Source organism: Pseudoalteromonas sp. Z1A8, from assembly GCF_011378855.1.
Classification (GTDB): domain Bacteria; phylum Pseudomonadota; class Gammaproteobacteria; order Enterobacterales; family Alteromonadaceae; genus Pseudoalteromonas.
Map to the genome: position 1 here is coordinate 20,206 of NZ_WTLB01000003.1, position 14,582 is coordinate 34,787.

At 39.8% G+C, this 14,582-nt stretch carries 15 protein-coding genes; 9 read left to right on the top strand and 6 right to left on the bottom strand.

Annotation, left to right across the window (positions count from 1 at the left end):
- Positions 1–176: 176 nt before the first annotated feature.
- Positions 177–833 (top strand): Crp/Fnr family transcriptional regulator, encoded by a 657-nt coding sequence (locus GQR55_RS01900; RefSeq protein WP_166419239.1) that lies wholly within the window; start codon positions 177–179, stop codon positions 831–833.
- A 92-nt stretch (positions 834–925) separates the two neighbouring features.
- Here the strand turns inward: GQR55_RS01900 and GQR55_RS01905 are convergent, their stop codons facing one another.
- Together GQR55_RS01905 and pepB are read right to left on the bottom strand one after the other, a co-directional pair.
- Complete coding sequence (locus GQR55_RS01905; RefSeq protein WP_007377478.1) at positions 926–1,492, bottom strand: phosphoribosyltransferase family protein; 567 nt, start codon at positions 1,490–1,492, stop codon at positions 926–928.
- Positions 1,493–1,676: 184 nt separating this feature from the next.
- Positions 1,677–2,972 carry an aminopeptidase PepB gene (pepB, locus tag GQR55_RS01910; protein WP_166419240.1) on the bottom strand — a complete coding sequence of 432 codons (1,296 nt, stop codon included), beginning with the start codon at positions 2,970–2,972 and terminating at the stop codon, positions 1,677–1,679.
- A gap of 123 nt (positions 2,973–3,095) precedes the next feature.
- Here pepB and sfsA point away from each other — a divergent pair, with 123 nt between their 5' ends.
- The 8 genes from sfsA (at position 3,096) to GQR55_RS01950 (ending at position 9,545) form a co-directional block, all read left to right on the top strand.
- Entirely contained in the window at positions 3,096–3,815 is a 720-nt protein-coding gene (gene sfsA / locus GQR55_RS01915; protein WP_166419241.1) for a DNA/RNA nuclease SfsA, read from the top strand.
- Between the two features lie 330 nt (positions 3,816–4,145).
- Positions 4,146–4,589: an RNA polymerase-binding protein DksA gene (dksA, locus tag GQR55_RS01920; RefSeq protein ID WP_024611520.1), complete on the top strand. Its 444-nt coding sequence runs from the start codon at positions 4,146–4,148 to the stop codon at positions 4,587–4,589.
- Between the two features lie 20 nt (positions 4,590–4,609).
- Positions 4,610–5,554, top strand: a complete 945-nt coding sequence (gene gluQRS / locus GQR55_RS01925) for a tRNA glutamyl-Q(34) synthetase GluQRS (RefSeq protein ID WP_166419242.1) — start codon at positions 4,610–4,612, stop codon at positions 5,552–5,554.
- Between the two features lie 78 nt (positions 5,555–5,632).
- Positions 5,633–7,114 carry a polynucleotide adenylyltransferase PcnB gene (pcnB, locus tag GQR55_RS01930; protein WP_206012011.1) on the top strand — a complete coding sequence of 494 codons (1,482 nt, stop codon included), beginning with the start codon at positions 5,633–5,635 and terminating at the stop codon, positions 7,112–7,114.
- Between the two features lie 4 nt (positions 7,115–7,118).
- Positions 7,119–7,604 carry a 2-amino-4-hydroxy-6-hydroxymethyldihydropteridine diphosphokinase gene (gene folK, locus GQR55_RS01935; protein ID WP_166419243.1) on the top strand — a complete coding sequence of 162 codons (486 nt, stop codon included), beginning with the start codon at positions 7,119–7,121 and terminating at the stop codon, positions 7,602–7,604.
- 30 nt (positions 7,605–7,634) lie between these two features.
- Positions 7,635–8,429 carry a 3-methyl-2-oxobutanoate hydroxymethyltransferase gene (gene panB, locus GQR55_RS01940; RefSeq protein WP_166419244.1) on the top strand — a complete coding sequence of 265 codons (795 nt, stop codon included), beginning with the start codon at positions 7,635–7,637 and terminating at the stop codon, positions 8,427–8,429.
- Positions 8,429–9,277 (top strand): pantoate--beta-alanine ligase, encoded by an 849-nt coding sequence (panC, locus tag GQR55_RS01945; RefSeq protein WP_166419245.1) that lies wholly within the window; start codon positions 8,429–8,431, stop codon positions 9,275–9,277. The genes panB and panC overlap by 1 nt, the downstream gene beginning before the upstream one ends.
- 31 nt (positions 9,278–9,308) lie before the next feature.
- Positions 9,309–9,545, top strand: coding sequence for a hypothetical protein (locus tag GQR55_RS01950; protein WP_166419246.1), 237 nt, complete (start codon positions 9,309–9,311; stop codon positions 9,543–9,545).
- 94 nt (positions 9,546–9,639) lie between these two features.
- Here GQR55_RS01950 and GQR55_RS01955 read toward each other — a convergent pair whose 3' ends face one another.
- The 4 genes from GQR55_RS01955 to fba all read right to left on the bottom strand — a co-directional run bounded on the left by GQR55_RS01955 (position 9,640) and on the right by fba (position 14,573).
- Complete coding sequence (locus GQR55_RS01955) at positions 9,640–10,608, bottom strand: phosphate ABC transporter substrate-binding protein PstS family protein (RefSeq protein WP_166419247.1); 969 nt, start codon at positions 10,606–10,608, stop codon at positions 9,640–9,642.
- A 106-nt stretch (positions 10,609–10,714) separates the two neighbouring features.
- A complete protein-coding gene (gene phoR, locus GQR55_RS01960; RefSeq protein ID WP_166419248.1) occupies positions 10,715–12,031 on the bottom strand; it encodes a phosphate regulon sensor histidine kinase PhoR in 1,317 nt (438 codons plus the stop codon).
- Positions 12,032–12,096: 65 nt separating this feature from the next.
- Positions 12,097–12,786 carry a phosphate regulon transcriptional regulator PhoB gene (gene phoB / locus GQR55_RS01965; RefSeq protein WP_006791869.1) on the bottom strand — a complete coding sequence of 230 codons (690 nt, stop codon included), beginning with the start codon at positions 12,784–12,786 and terminating at the stop codon, positions 12,097–12,099.
- Between the two features lie 722 nt (positions 12,787–13,508).
- Positions 13,509–14,573, bottom strand: a complete 1,065-nt coding sequence (gene fba / locus GQR55_RS01970; RefSeq protein WP_007377491.1) for a class II fructose-bisphosphate aldolase — start codon at positions 14,571–14,573, stop codon at positions 13,509–13,511.
- Between the last annotated feature and the right edge of the window lie 9 nt (positions 14,574–14,582).

A 14,582-nucleotide genomic window follows, 5' to 3' on the forward strand; every position in this document is an offset into this window, starting at 1 on the left:
AAAAGTTTGCCGGAAAATACCAGCAAATTCTTAAATCATTACACGGGAAATGAAGGTAAAATAATACTCTTAGCAAAGCTAATAATATTAGTAGCAAGTTAGCGTAAATTCTTAGTGTCTTAATGCTATCGTCATTAAGATGTAATAAATAGGACAAATGTCCGAAGAGCACATTGATGTTTCAATACCATTTTTCTAGTTACCTTGTTGATCAGCTTTTAACCTTTGCCGGTAGTAGCTATCAACAATCAAAAAAAGAAGTTCTGATCCATCAAGATCAGCCTTTAAGCAAGCTTGTGCTTGTACGCAGTGGCACTGTGTCGTTTAGTTACGACGTAGGTAATGGACGACGCCTGCTGTTAGGACAATTGGATTGTAACAACACCCTTATTGGTGAAATAGAAGCGCTAAATAATAATCCGTGTATATATACGGTAACATGCTTTAGCGATGTAACTTATAACCTTATTGAATTAAGGCATTGGCGTGCTCTGCTGCTTGAAAAGCCGGAACTAAGTTTATACACCGCACAAACCATTGCGGCTAAGTTTCAAGAGAACCAAAAAATCAATTTAGATAAGTTATTACTGCCATTGAGCTATAATATAGCTAAAGATTGCTTACTAAGAGCCGAGAACAACAACCCTACGCTACTTAGAGCCTACCCAACTGTAAATGCTGAAGCCGAACGCTTTGCTACCACTGAGCGAGCTTACAGGCGTGTTGTTACAGAACTTGTAGAAAAAGGCTTGGTACTTAGAAGTAACGACGGTTTACTCGCGGTCGATATACCAAGGCTCAGTGAATACGTTGATAGTTTTGCTCAGCTTTAGTTTATTGATTAAATAATAAGTTAAGTAACGCGCTCAATTTCACGCATAAAAAAAGGCCTTAACGGCCTTTTTTTATTTATGCAAATTACTAATTACTTCTCTAGCAAAATGTCATGAATTTTCGCAAGGTCAGATTTACCAGCAATAATTTCATCTGGTGTTAAACCAGATAGTTCATGCGGGAACACTAACCATTCTTCAGACTCATGAATATAATAATCTGGAACAGTGTCTACTTTTGAATTTTTAGGCTTGTAATACGGGCACGCAATACGAATATCACGTGGTAAGTTTAAGCGCATAAGTTCAGAAAGCTTTTCTTTTAATGCAACAATACTACGCCCTGAGTCAAACACATCATCAACAATTAACAATGAATCGCCTGCATTTGCGTTCTCTACAATATAATGTAATCCGTGAACTTTAATTTCTTTTGATTGCTTACCAATACCGTAATAAGACGATGTACGTACCGCAATATGGTCAGTCTCAATGCCTTTGTAATCGTAATACTCTTGAACAGCAATACCGATTGGTGCACCACCTCGCCAAATACCAATGATAAAATCAGGACGAAAGCCATCTTGGTATACTTGTGCCGCTACGCGGAACGAATCTTCAAGCAGCTGTTGAGCTGTGATGTAGCACTTATCTGACATAATTAGAAACCCCAGTGGTGGATATAACATTTGAGCGCAGCTTAGAGTTAAGCAAAAAATTAAACTCAAACAGGTATTGGCGACAGATTTTACCGTAAATCAAACTAAATTGCTTGTCTGCAAATCAAAAAATAGGCACCAAGTGGTGCCTATTTTGTATATTAAAAGCCTATTTTACGTATTATTAAGCTTTTTCTAACAATGTACGTGCAACAGTACGCATACCTTGAGTTGTTGCGCCAGCAGCCCATTGGCTTGTGCTGCCCATGTTAAATGCAGCTGCTAAATCTATGTGTACCCAACCTTTGCCATCGTTTGGCACAAAGCGTGATAAAAAGCCTGCTGCATTTGATGCACCGCCGTAACCGCCACCTTTTTGTGCGCGGCTATTTGCCGTATCAGCGTAAGGCGATGGGCAGTTTTGTTGATGCCATTTTTCAAGAGGAAGAGGCCAAGCAGCTTCCATTTCTTGAGAGGCAAACCCTTCAACTTCGCGTGCTAGTTCTTTATCAAGTGCAAATAATGCATTGTACTCTTGGCCAACAGCAACAAGCGCTGCACCAGTTAGTGTTGCTGCATCAATAATAAGTGGAGCACCAGTCTCGCCAGCAGCCATTAGGCCATCAGCAAGTACTAAGCGACCTTCAGCATCGGTGTTTACTATTTCAACTGTTGTGCCATTTTTATAAGTAAGAATGTCACCTAATTTGTATGCATGACCCGAAATCAAGTTCTCTGCACAACATAAAAACAGCTTAATACGCTTTTCAATACCACGGTTAATAGCCAATGCTAAGCCTGCAGTTACTGTTGCTGCGCCGCCCATGTCGCATTTCATACCAAGCATACCTTCGCTTGATTTGATTGAGTAACCACCTGAGTCAAACGTAATACCTTTACCTACAAGCGCTGCACTTACTGGTGCATTTTCATCACCCGTTGGGTTGTAATCAAGCTCAAGTAATACAGGTGGGCGAACACTACCGCGACCAACAGCATGAATACCAATCCATTGCTGCTCAAGTAACGCATCGCCTTTAATAATTTGGTAACTAACGTGCTCAGGCGCTAATGATTGAATAAACTCAGCGGCTTTTTCAGCAAGGCTTTCTGGGTAAATGTCATCGGCCGTCCCGTTAACCATTTCACGTGCCCAAATTGCTGACGTTTTTAAATGAGCAAGTTCTTTAATATCCGATTGTGCGTTATCAACAAACTCAACACCATTTAACGATTTTGGTGTTACAAAGCCTTGATAAAAGGCCCACTGGCTTTCTGTACACCAAGTATCGCCTGCTAGTTCAACGTTTTTAACGCCTTGGATTGCAAGAGTTCGACCTGCTTTTTGAACATTTTTCAATGTTTCTTGCTCAGACAAATGTACCGTTGCACCGCGCTCGTTAAAAGACAACGACGCATTATCGCCCCAATGGCTAGCTGCCGCTTGTTCGCTTAGTTGAACAACAAATTTTTCACTCATGTTAGAATACCCTTGCACTTAAATGTGCCACCGAGTTTACTATAGAGCGCTTAAGTTCCCAACAGCTTGAGATAAATAACATAAATCACACTGCTGTGCAGTATTTACACTTTGGAAGTTATTATGAAGTACACGCCAGCGCTGCAACCAGCCACTTTATTAAAACGCTACAAACGCTTTTTAGCTGATTTACAGCTAAATGATGGCAGCGAATTCACTGCTCACTGCGCTAATACAGGTAAAATGACCGGATGCGCAGAGCCAGGTTTTGCTGCTTTTTATTCAACAAGCGATAACGCAAAACGAAAATACCCGCATTCATTAGAGCTTACGCAAAATAACTTATCACAGCTTATTTGTGTAAATACAGCGGTGGCTAATAAAGTAGTAGAAGAAGCAATAAACAATAATGTGATAAGCGAACTACTCGACTACAGTCAATTACAAAGCGAAGTAAAGTACGGCAGCGAAAACAGCCGAATCGACTTTTTACTCACAGACGAAAATAAACCTGATTGCTATGTAGAAGTTAAATCAGTCACATTATTAAGCGAAGATGCTCCACAAAGTGGGCAAGGCTACTTTCCTGATGCGCAAACACTGCGCGGACAAAAACATATTCGCGAACTAATAGAAATGATCGAACAAGGCCACCGAGCAGTATTACTGTTCGCAGTTTTGCATGAGGGAATAAATACGGTAAGTGCAGCAGCACATATTGATGAAAAATATGCCTCGTTATTAAGCCAAGCAATAGCAGCCGGTGTTGAAGTATTAGCATACAAAGCGACTATTTCGGCGGATGAAGTTTTACTTCATAAAAAAATAGCATTTATAGAATAGTGTATTGAGGTGTGTTTATTTAAACCAAAGGATTGAACTATTCGTAATTTGCAAAGTAAATAACGAGCTCAAAATACAGAAAGTTACAAAAATGAATTATTTAAATTAACTTGTTTTTAAAGTTTTTGCCCATATAACAAGGCAAGTTTTAGAAAGCGAATATGTGAATTAATTAAAAGTGTAAACAAACTATTAATACACCTTTTACTCAGTAAGCATGGTTGAAGCTAATTCGATTAATTAAAAATAAATTTGCCTAGGGTATAAGATTCTGTTATTTATACCGCCGGCTAATGCTGAGGCATTAAATTAAGGATTTAGGAGAGAGTTATGCCAGACCAAAAGAAACATGGTTTATTGGCTCAAGCCGGTTTAGAACCATACCAAGAAAAACCAGGCGAAGAGTACATGAATGATGCACAACGTGCTCATTTTAGAACGATTTTAGAAACTTGGCGTAATGATTTACGTAACGAAGTTGATCGCACTAAATCGCACATGCAAGACGAAGCTGCTAACTTTCCTGACCCAGTTGACCGCGCTGCACAAGAAGAAGAGTTCTCTTTAGAACTTCGTACTCGTGACCGCGAACGTAAATTAATCAAAAAAATTGAAAAAACAATTAATTTGATTAAAGAAGATGATTTTGGCTTTTGTGAGTCTTGTGGCATCGAAATTGGCATACGTCGCTTAGAAGCACGTCCTACTGCCGATTTATGCGTAGACTGTAAAACACTTGCGGAAATCAAAGAAAAGCAATCTGGACGCGGCTAATTAATACTTATTAATTAGTTATGTCTCCTACAGCCGTTACTGCGCCTATGCGTAAATATCGCGGTCGTTTTGCACCGTCTCCTTCTGGGCCATTACATTTTGGCTCACTTGTAGCGGCTGTGGGTAGCTATCTAGATGCAAAAGCTAACCAAGGAAAGTGGTTAGTTCGTATAGAAGACATAGACACTACGCGCGTGGTCAAAAACGCCGACTCCGATATTCTTAATACCTTACATGCCTATGCCCTTCATTGGGACGAACCTGTTGTATATCAAACGCAGCGTCTGCCTTTATATCAAGATATTACCCACTCACTTTTAAAACAAAACCTTGTTTATGGTTGCACCTGTACTCGCAAGCAAATAAAAGCTATTGGCGGTATTTATCAGGGGCATTGCAAGGCACTTAATCACAACCCCCAATCCGGTGCGCTTCGTTTAATTCAGCAACATCCAACGACTCAATTTAGTGATTTAATTCAAGGTGACATAAGCGTTAATAGTGCCCTCGCCCATGAGGATTACTTAATTAAACGCAGCGATGACTTATTTGCCTATCAACTTGTTGTGGTCGTCGATGATATTGACCAAGGGATTAATCGAATTGTTAGAGGCGCTGATTTAATTGAGCCAACAGCACGACAAATTAGTTTGTTTAAACAGCTCAACAGCCCTGTACCTGAATTTGCTCATTTACCTTTAGCGGTTGCCAAACCTGGTTTTAAACTGTCTAAACAAAATTATGCCCCTGCTATCAGCAAGCAAAACCCAAAACCAGCTTTAATTAGTGCATTTGAATTTTTAGGGTTGCCTGTAATAGCTGATTTAATCGATTTAAATATTGAACAATTAATCGCTTGGGGCGTTAAAAACTTTAGCTTAAAGCAGGTACCACACGTATCCGAAATACAAATTTCTCAACATCCACATAGTCAAAAAGTCCAATTTACACATTTAAGTAAATAAAATAGCTAAAAACGGCTTAATTTCAACACATCAACTTAATTTTTAAACCCTGCTGGTATATGATAGCCGCCTAAATATATGCTAATTAAGCTAAGCAGCTTGTGCTGGGTTATAACCGCCCTATTTGCTGTAACTTTTGATTGCAATGCAGTGTCAATCATACCTTCTAGGAGACAGATTATTATTTCCAAGCTTTTTCAATTTTGCCGACAAATAATCGGCCCGAATACCAGTGCCGAAAGCGCTTCTGTAAGCAGTGAACCTATTGTTGTCACTCGTGGTGAGCATGGTATTTCTCGCAAACAATTTAGCCCAAATGCAATCAAAGTATTATACCGCTTAAAAGACGGTGGTTACGACGCCTACCTTGTTGGTGGTTGTATTCGCGATATATTGTTAGGCCAACAGCCAAAAGATTTTGACGTAGTTACTAATGCAACACCCGATCAAGTAAAAAAACTATTTAGAAACTGTCGCCTTATTGGCCGTCGCTTTCGTTTAGCACATATTGTATTTGGCCGTGAAATTATTGAAGTGGCGACTATGCGTGGCCATCACGAAGCGCAAGAAGATAAAAATCAAATAAGCCAATCAAGTGATGAAGGCCAACTGCTACGTGACAACGTATTTGGCAGTATTGAAGAAGATGCTGAGCGCCGCGATTTTTCAATCAATGCACTTTATTACTCAATCAAAGATTTTAGTATTCACGATTACGCCAACGGCTTAGCTGCTATTAAAGCTAAACAAATCGAACTAATTGGCGACCCCGAAACGCGTTACCGCGAAGACCCTGTGCGTATGTTACGTGCAGTACGTTTTGCCACTAAACTTGATATGAGCATTGCGCCTAAAAGTGAAAAGCCAATTAGCGAGCTTGCAAGCTTGCTTGATAATATTCCGCCGGCTCGTTTATTTGAAGAAATCCTTAAACTATTTTTAAACGGCAAGGCAGAAGCTAACTTTTTAATGCTGCGTAAATACGGCTTATTCCGCTCACTGTTCCCTGATCTTGATAAAATTTTAGATAAAAATCCAAGTGGCTTAGAGCACACACTTATTCAGCAAATGTTTCAAAATACCGATAAGCGTATTAATGCCGATAAAAAAGTAACCCCAGCGTTTATTTTTGCTGCCCTACTTTGGTTCCCGCTACTTGAGCGTACTAAAAAAATTCAAAGCCAAGAGCAACTATCTGAATACGATGCTTTCGCACAAGCAATGAATAAAGTACTCAGTGACAACTCACAACATATTGCCGTTCCTAAGCGCTTTACTTTAGGTGCTCGCGATATTTGGCATATTCAGCATCGTTTAGATAAACGTGCTGGCCAACGTGCTTACCGACTAACGCAGCAACCTCGCTTTAAAGCCGCTTACGACTTTTTATTATTACGCGTAAATGCAGGCGAAACGCAGCATACTGAGCTTGCACAGTGGTGGACACAGTACTTAAGCCAAGATATAAACGGCCAAAAAGAGATGGTTAAAAACTTAGGTCATCAAGGTGGCCCTAAACCACGAAAACGCCGTCGTCCAACTAAAAAGCCAACTGAGTAATAACATGCACTGTGTTTATTTGGGTTTAGGTGCCAACCTAAACTCACCAAAAGAGCAGCTTGATAACGCGGTAATCGCGCTTAAAAAGCTGCCCAATTGTGAATTTATAAACGTATCGCATTACTATGCTAGTAAGCCTATGGGCCCACAAGATCAACCTGACTATATCAATGCAGTAGCGTGCATTAAAACGACTCTTGAGCCAGAGCAATTACTTGATTTAACACAAAGTATTGAGCTTGAACATGGCCGAGTAAGAAAGGCTGAGCGTTGGGGTCCACGCACGCTTGATATAGATACCCTATTATTTGGTGATCAAATTATAAATACGGCGCGCTTAACTGTGCCTCATTATGGTTTGAGTAATCGCGAGTTTGTGGTTTACCCACTATTAGAGCTTGCACCTGAACTTATTTTACCTAGCGGCATTGCATTAAAAACCATTGCAAATAATTTACCGCTCAACGACTTACAACAATTACCTCTGTAATTAACCTAGGCTTTTGCCTGCGAGGATATTATGTCTAAAATAACCGTTTCTACTTTAAATAAAATGAAAGCAGAAAATAACAAAATTACTGCATTAACAGCCTACGACGCTAGTTTTGCAAAGTTATTTCATGATAACGGCGTTGAAGTTATTTTAGTGGGCGACTCCTTGGGCATGGTACTACAAGGCGGCGATGACACCCTTGGCGTAACCAATCAAGATGTTGCATATCATACCCGCTGTGTACGCGCTGGTAGCCGCGAATTGTTTGTAATTGCTGACTTACCTTTTATGACCTACTCGAGCGTAAGTGATACCTGTAAAAATGCAGCTGAGCTTATGCGCGCTGGCGCAAACATGATTAAGCTTGAAGGCGGAGAATGGCTTTACGAGAGCATTAAAACGCTTACTCAACAAGGTATTCCAGTTTGCGGGCATTTAGGCCTTACACCACAGTCAGTACATGTATTTGGTGGCTTTAAAATACAAGGTCGCGAAGAAGACAAAGCACAAAAAATGATTGATGACGCAAAAGCACTAGAAGCTGCTGGCGCACAATTATTAGTACTTGAATGTATTCCAAGTGCATTGGCAAAACGTATTACTGACGCACTAAGCATTCCAACTATTGGTATTGGTGCTGGCAGTTTAACTGATGGCCAAATATTGGTAATGCATGACCTTGTTGGTATTTCGGCAGGTTACATTCCTAAATTTTCTAAAAACTTTTTGCTCGAAACAGGCAATATGCCTGCAGCCGTTCAAAAATATTGTACAGACGTTAAAAATGGCGCGTTTCCAAGCGCTGAACACGAGTTTAAATAATGCAGTCAATTACTGAAATCAGATCGTTACGTAGTCAAATTAAAGCATGGCGCCAAGCGGGTCTTAGCGTAGCGCTTGTGCCAACAATGGGCAACTTGCACCGTGGGCATTTTTCGCTAGTAGAAAAAGCAAAAAACTTAGCCGATAAAGTCGTTGTGAGTATTTTTGTTAACCCAATGCAGTTTGGTGCTAACGAAGATTTAGATAACTATCCTCGTACGCTAAACGAAGACAAACAAGGCCTTGCTGAACTAGGCACAGACATTGTATTTACGCCAAGTGTAGATACAATCTACCCAAACGGGCTTGGTGCACAAAGCTTTGTAGATGTACCTGATATTTCATTAGGTTACTGTGGTGGTTCACGCCCTGGACATTTTAGAGGCGTTGCCACAATAGTCACTAAGTTATTTAACCTAGTACAGCCAGATTACGCCTGCTTTGGTGAAAAAGATTTTCAGCAACTGCAAGTAATTAAAACTATGGCACGCGACCTATCAATTCCGGTTGAAGTTATTGGTGTACCTACAATGCGAGAAGTTTCTGGCCTTGCTATGAGCTCACGTAATGGTTACTTATCTGATGATCAAAAAGCGACTGCAACCGTATTATTTAAAGCGCTTAATACGTGCGCTGAGCAACTTAAAAGCGGCGAAAAAGACTTCGTAAAACTTGAAATCTCAGCTAAACAGAGCTTAGAGCTAGCTGGCCTAAAGCCAGACTATTTTGAGATTGCTCAACGAGATACATTAAAAACTGCTACAATCGAAGATACTCAATTTGTTATTTTAGCCGCAGCCTATTTTGGTGGTGTTAGATTGATCGACAATATTCAGGTCGAAATTTAATATTATTGCGACTCACTTTTAAGGATTAAGCATGCACACATTAATAAAAACAAGCGTAGTCGCCCTTACATTTGCACTATTAGCGGGTTGTCAAAACCAAGTTGAAAACCCTGAAATGAATCAGTGTGCTCAACAAAATTACCAATGCGAAAGCAACTGTGAACAGCAAACAACTGCTGAGGGCTTAAAGCAACAAGTATGCTCTGCAAAATGTGTTGATAGTTATAATCAATGTAAAGCACAAGCTGAAAAATTAGGTAATATTTAATCGTTTAAAATACTGGCTCTGTTTATATTTCAGGTCTTCAATTTTAGGCACAAAAAAACCGCTCAGTGAGCGGTTTTTTATTGCTTATGGTTTATTAGTTCAAACCAAGCTTTTTAAGTTCTGTTTCTACTAGCTTTGCAGAAAGTGGTACATAACCATCTTTTTCTACAATTTGCTGACCATCTTTTGAAAGTACCATTTTTAAGAACTGTTCTTCCATTGGTGATAGCGGCTTATTTGGATGCTTATTTACGTAAACATATAAAAAGCGAGATAATGGGTATTTACCTTGCGCAACGTTATCAAGTGTTGCATCAACAAAGTTATCGCCTTTTTTAGCTAGCGGTACGGTACGTACGCCCGATGTTTTATAACCAATACCAGAGTAACCAATTGCATTTAATGAAGATGAAATTGACTGTACTACCGACGCTGAACCCGGTTGTTCATTTACGTTATTACGGAAATCACCTTTACACAGTGCTTTCTTTTTAAAGTAACCGTAAGTACCTGATACAGAGTTACGCCCGTATAATTGAACATCTTTAGCTGCCCAGTCACCTGTTAGGCCAACATCGCTCCAACGGTTTACTTGCTCTGGTGCACCACACTTACGAGTAGATGAAAAAATAGCATCTACTTGGTCAATACGAAGACCTTCAATTGGATTATCTTTATGTACATAAACCGCTAGTGCATCAATAGCAACGCGTACTTCAGTTGGTTTATAACCGTAGCGTCTTTCAAACGCTTCGATTTCTTTAGATTTCATTTTACGGCTCATTGGACCAAGGTTAGCAGTACCTTCGGTTAGTGCCGGTGGAGCAGTAGAAGAACCTGCCGCTTGAATTTGAATATTTACATTTGGGTAAATACGTTTGTACTCTTCAGCCCAAAACGTCATCATGTTGGCTAAAGTGTCAGAACCTACTGATGAAAAGTTACCTGAAACACCACTAATTTTTTGATACTCAGGAATATCTTGGTCTAAAGCAACTGCTTGTGCAGATACAAAAGTTGTAACAGCCACACCCATTGCGGCAACTAAGTTTTTAAATTTCATGGTGGGTTCTCCAGTTTGTTCGTCCCATTTTCTAACTGCTGCCCACTCTAAAGTGAGTACATGACAGTTACATTACTCTTAAATGACACTTTTATGACTTAACTGATTAGCTTAATTTTTTAGTTAATGGAACTATCTTATCCATTGAAAATTCAAAGGAAAAACACGATCCTTTGTTAATTTCGCTGCTAATATTTAATTTACTATCGTGGCGCGTTAGTACATGTTTTGTAATCGCAAGCCCTAAACCTGAGCCACCCGTTGTTCTGCTACGGGCTTTATCAACGCGATAAAAACGTTCGGTCAAACGGTTAATATGCTCAGGCGCAATACCATCACCATTATCGGTAACACTAAAACATGCTTTATTGTTTTTGTGCTGCCAGCATACTTCTACTTTACCGCCTGGTTTTGTGTAATGAATGGCGTTAAATACTAAATTAGAAAACGCACTACGCAGTTCATCCTCAGAGCCTTTAATATCAAGGGTTTTATCAATATTAAAAATAAGCTCATGGCCTTTATCTTGATTAATTGAGTTTGCCTCAGTGTGAATATAACCCAGTAATTGCGGTACATTTATGGCTTTATCATTGTCTTGACGCCTCGCACCTTCTATTCGCGAAAGCGATAATAACTGACTGACTAAGCTATCCATGCGCTTGCATTGTTCAAGCATGGTATTTTGCGCTTTGTTCCACATAGCTGGAGGCGGCATCATGTCGCCATCCATCATCTCAAGATAGCCTGTAACAACTGTAAGCGGTGTACGTAGTTCGTGTGACACATTGGCAACAAAGTCTTTACGCATTTGCTCTAGCTGTTTTAAGCGCGTTACATCACGTACTACAACCATAAGTTGCGTACTGGCATAAGGCATTACCCTAAACTCAAGTACTTGCTCAATACTGTGGCCGTTATCAAGCTCAAGCGCGTCGTCAAACTCGCCTTTATGCATGTATTTAGCAAACTTAGGTTCGCGAATTAAATTATCAAGGCGCTGACCATGATCGGTTGGCCACTGCAAACCAAGTACCTTAAGCGCAAGTTGATTACACCACACAATACTTAAATCGTTTTGCAGTACCACCACCGCATCGGGCACCGCTTCTGCACCATCGCGAAAACGACGAATTAAATCTGCAAGCTCATTACGTTTTTTACGATTACGGTGCTGTAGATGATAAATACCTTCAAACACTTGCTCCCATGCACCCTCACCTTCTGGTGGATTAAAGCTACGTTGATTAAGTAGCCAATCACTCAAACGATAAAGTTGATGGTAGTGCCAAATAAGGAGGGAAAATGATCCTAAAAATAAAAGCAAAAATGGCGCGCCAACCAGCACACCAATTAATAGTAAGGGTAAAAAATAGATAAACAGGCGCTTTACTAACGCCTGCTTATTAACAACTCGATACATACACTCACTTTACCTTAGAGTAGTAATACATGCGTATTTCATACATTAGCTAAGCTTTAAGCTGATCACAGCTTACTTGAAAAACGATAACCCGCGCCACGTACAGTTTGCACCAAACGGTCATGCCCTAGTGGGCCAATTGCTTTACGCAGGCGACGAATGTGCACATCAACCGTGCGATCTTCTACGTAAACATTAGTTCCCCATACATGATCAAGCAGTTGTTCACGGCTATAAACACGCTCTGGATGGGTCATAAAAAAGTGCAGTAATCTAAATTCGGTTGGCCCCATATCGAGCTCATTACCTTCTGAGGTAACGCGATGTGAAATAGGGTCTAAACGCAGGCCATGTACTTCAATAGCTTCTTCTAATGAGGTTGGCGATACACGGCGAATAACCGCTTTAATACGTGCCATAAGCTCTTTAGGAGAAAACGGCTTAGTTACGTAATCGTCAGCACCTACTTCAAGGCCGCGTACTTTGTCTTCTTCTTCACCACGAGCTGTAAGCATAATAATTGGGATTTGGCGGGTGTGTTCGTTTTGCTTAAACTTTTTAGCAATTTGAATACCGCTTCCACCTGGTAACATCCAATCAAGTAAAACCATATCTGGGTAAGGTTCAACCATAGCTGCAATAGCAGAGTCGTAATCTTCTGCTTCAATTGCTTGAAATCCATTTTGCTCTAAAACAAAAACCAACATCTCCCTGATAGGAGCTTCGTCATCTACGACTAGTACTTTACGTGACATTCCAATTTATCTCTTACGCTATCGAATTAGTTTTCATTATTATGACTAAGTATGACATTTTTATGAAAGTGTAACGTGTAAATTAAAATGGTGGTAAAAAAAACACAAATTAGTGACAAAAAACCTCATTAACGTCATATTTTTAAAACCTTTTTAATATTTAACGTAATAAAAAGAGATTTACGATAAATTTTTAAAATGTCATATTTTTTAAATTACCTGCTTTTTTGCCCGTATTTAAATTACTACATAATACAAAATTAGCTGGGATCATTGTTTTACTAACCCATACCTTTTTACAGATCGACGACTTAAAAGTAACTTTAAAGCCATTTCAAAATTAACATACCCGCCTGTGTAACAATCAATACGTTTAAAAATAGATCTAAATTTTACTAAGCCCCAAATAAAGGATCAGATTTTTACCAAGCCGATCCACTCTCAGATCAGAGTTATACCTAGTCAAAGCCATAAGTTGTTGATTGTTTATACAAATAAATAACGATCAAATTATTTCAAAGCTTAAAATGGCGCCAAAGTGTAGTTAGCTTAGTAAAGTAATGATCCAAAAGTGCTGTGTTAGTAAATGCGTGATCCCAAAGTACGCCGTTGATAGTACAGTGATCTGATCAATAAAAGCCGTACCCGTAATATAAAAGCGCAAGCATTAAAAAAGCCAGCAACAAAGTTACTGGCTTAAATGATCAATTATAAACGATCTATTATCTAATTTTAGGGTCTAGTTCGCCGCTTAAGTATTTAAGGTGCATTTCATCAAGTGAAATTGGCTTAATTTTACTAGCCTGACCAGAAGTACCAAACGAGTTATAGCGTGCAACACAAATCTCTGTCATGGCTTTAGTTGCTTCAGCTAAGTATTTACGTGGATCGAAGTTAGATGGGTTTAATGCCATATGACGACGAATTGCACCAGTAGATGCTAAACGTAAATCGGTATCAATATTTACCTTACGAACACCAAACTTAATGCCTTCAACAATCTGTTCAACTGGCACACCATAAGTTTCTGGAATTTCGCCACCATACTGATTAATAATTTCTAACCATTCTTGAGGAACAGAAGACGAACCATGCATCACTAAGTGAGTATTAGGAATACGGGCATGAATCGCTTTAATGCGATCAATCGCTAAAATGTCATCTGTTGGTGGGCGAGTAAATTTATAAGCACCGTGCGAAGTACCACAGGCAATTGCAAGTGCATCAACGTGTGTTTTATTTACAAAGTCAGCCGCTTCTTCAGGATCTGTTAGCATTTGCTCAGTGGTTAATATGCCTTCTGCGCCAACACCATCTTCTTCGCCAGCTTCACCTGTTTCAAGTGAACCAAGTACACCTAACTCACCTTCAACCGATACGCCACAAGCATGAGCCATAGCAACAGTTTCGCGCGTTACTTCTACATTATATTCGTAGCTTGAAGGGGTTTTACCGTCGCTCATTAACGAGCCATCCATCATTACTGATGAAAAACCAAGCTGAATTGAACGCTGACATACACCTGGCGATGTGCCGTGATCTTGGTGCATAACAACTGGGATATGTGGCCATTCTTCAACGGCTGCTAAAATCATATGGCGAATAAATGGGGCACCAGCATAAGCACGTGCACCTGCTGATCCTTGAACAATTACAGGGCTGTTTGTTTTGTCAGCCGCTTCCATTATTGCGCGCATTTGCTCTTGGTTATTAACGTTAAAAGCAGGTACGCCGTAACCATGCTCAGCGGCATGATCTAAAAGTTGTCGCATACTGATTAAAGCCATTGGGTATTC

What these genes read in the sequence shown, in the direction of transcription:
- GQR55_RS01900 (WP_166419239.1), top strand. Translation starts at nt 177, where the DNA reads ATGTTTCAATACCATTTTTCTAGTTACCTTGTTGATCAGCTTTTAACC.
- GQR55_RS01905 (WP_007377478.1), bottom strand. Translation starts at nt 1,492, where the DNA reads ATGTCAGATAAGTGCTACATCACAGCTCAACAGCTGCTTGAAGATTCG.
- pepB (WP_166419240.1), bottom strand. Translation starts at nt 2,972, where the DNA reads ATGAGTGAAAAATTTGTTGTTCAACTAAGCGAACAAGCGGCAGCTAGC.
- sfsA (WP_166419241.1), top strand. Translation starts at nt 3,096, where the DNA reads ATGAAGTACACGCCAGCGCTGCAACCAGCCACTTTATTAAAACGCTAC.
- dksA (WP_024611520.1), top strand. Translation starts at nt 4,146, where the DNA reads ATGCCAGACCAAAAGAAACATGGTTTATTGGCTCAAGCCGGTTTAGAA.
- gluQRS (WP_166419242.1), top strand. Translation starts at nt 4,610, where the DNA reads ATGTCTCCTACAGCCGTTACTGCGCCTATGCGTAAATATCGCGGTCGT.
- pcnB (WP_206012011.1), top strand. Translation starts at nt 5,633, where the DNA reads ATGCTAATTAAGCTAAGCAGCTTGTGCTGGGTTATAACCGCCCTATTT.
- folK (WP_166419243.1), top strand. Translation starts at nt 7,119, where the DNA reads ATGCACTGTGTTTATTTGGGTTTAGGTGCCAACCTAAACTCACCAAAA.
- panB (WP_166419244.1), top strand. Translation starts at nt 7,635, where the DNA reads ATGTCTAAAATAACCGTTTCTACTTTAAATAAAATGAAAGCAGAAAAT.
- panC (WP_166419245.1), top strand. Translation starts at nt 8,429, where the DNA reads ATGCAGTCAATTACTGAAATCAGATCGTTACGTAGTCAAATTAAAGCA.
- GQR55_RS01950 (WP_166419246.1), top strand. Translation starts at nt 9,309, where the DNA reads ATGCACACATTAATAAAAACAAGCGTAGTCGCCCTTACATTTGCACTA.
- GQR55_RS01955 (WP_166419247.1), bottom strand. Translation starts at nt 10,608, where the DNA reads ATGAAATTTAAAAACTTAGTTGCCGCAATGGGTGTGGCTGTTACAACT.
- phoR (WP_166419248.1), bottom strand. Translation starts at nt 12,031, where the DNA reads ATGTATCGAGTTGTTAATAAGCAGGCGTTAGTAAAGCGCCTGTTTATC.
- phoB (WP_006791869.1), bottom strand. Translation starts at nt 12,786, where the DNA reads ATGTCACGTAAAGTACTAGTCGTAGATGACGAAGCTCCTATCAGGGAG.
- fba (WP_007377491.1), bottom strand. Translation starts at nt 14,573, where the DNA reads ATGGCTTTAATCAGTATGCGACAACTTTTAGATCATGCCGCTGAGCAT.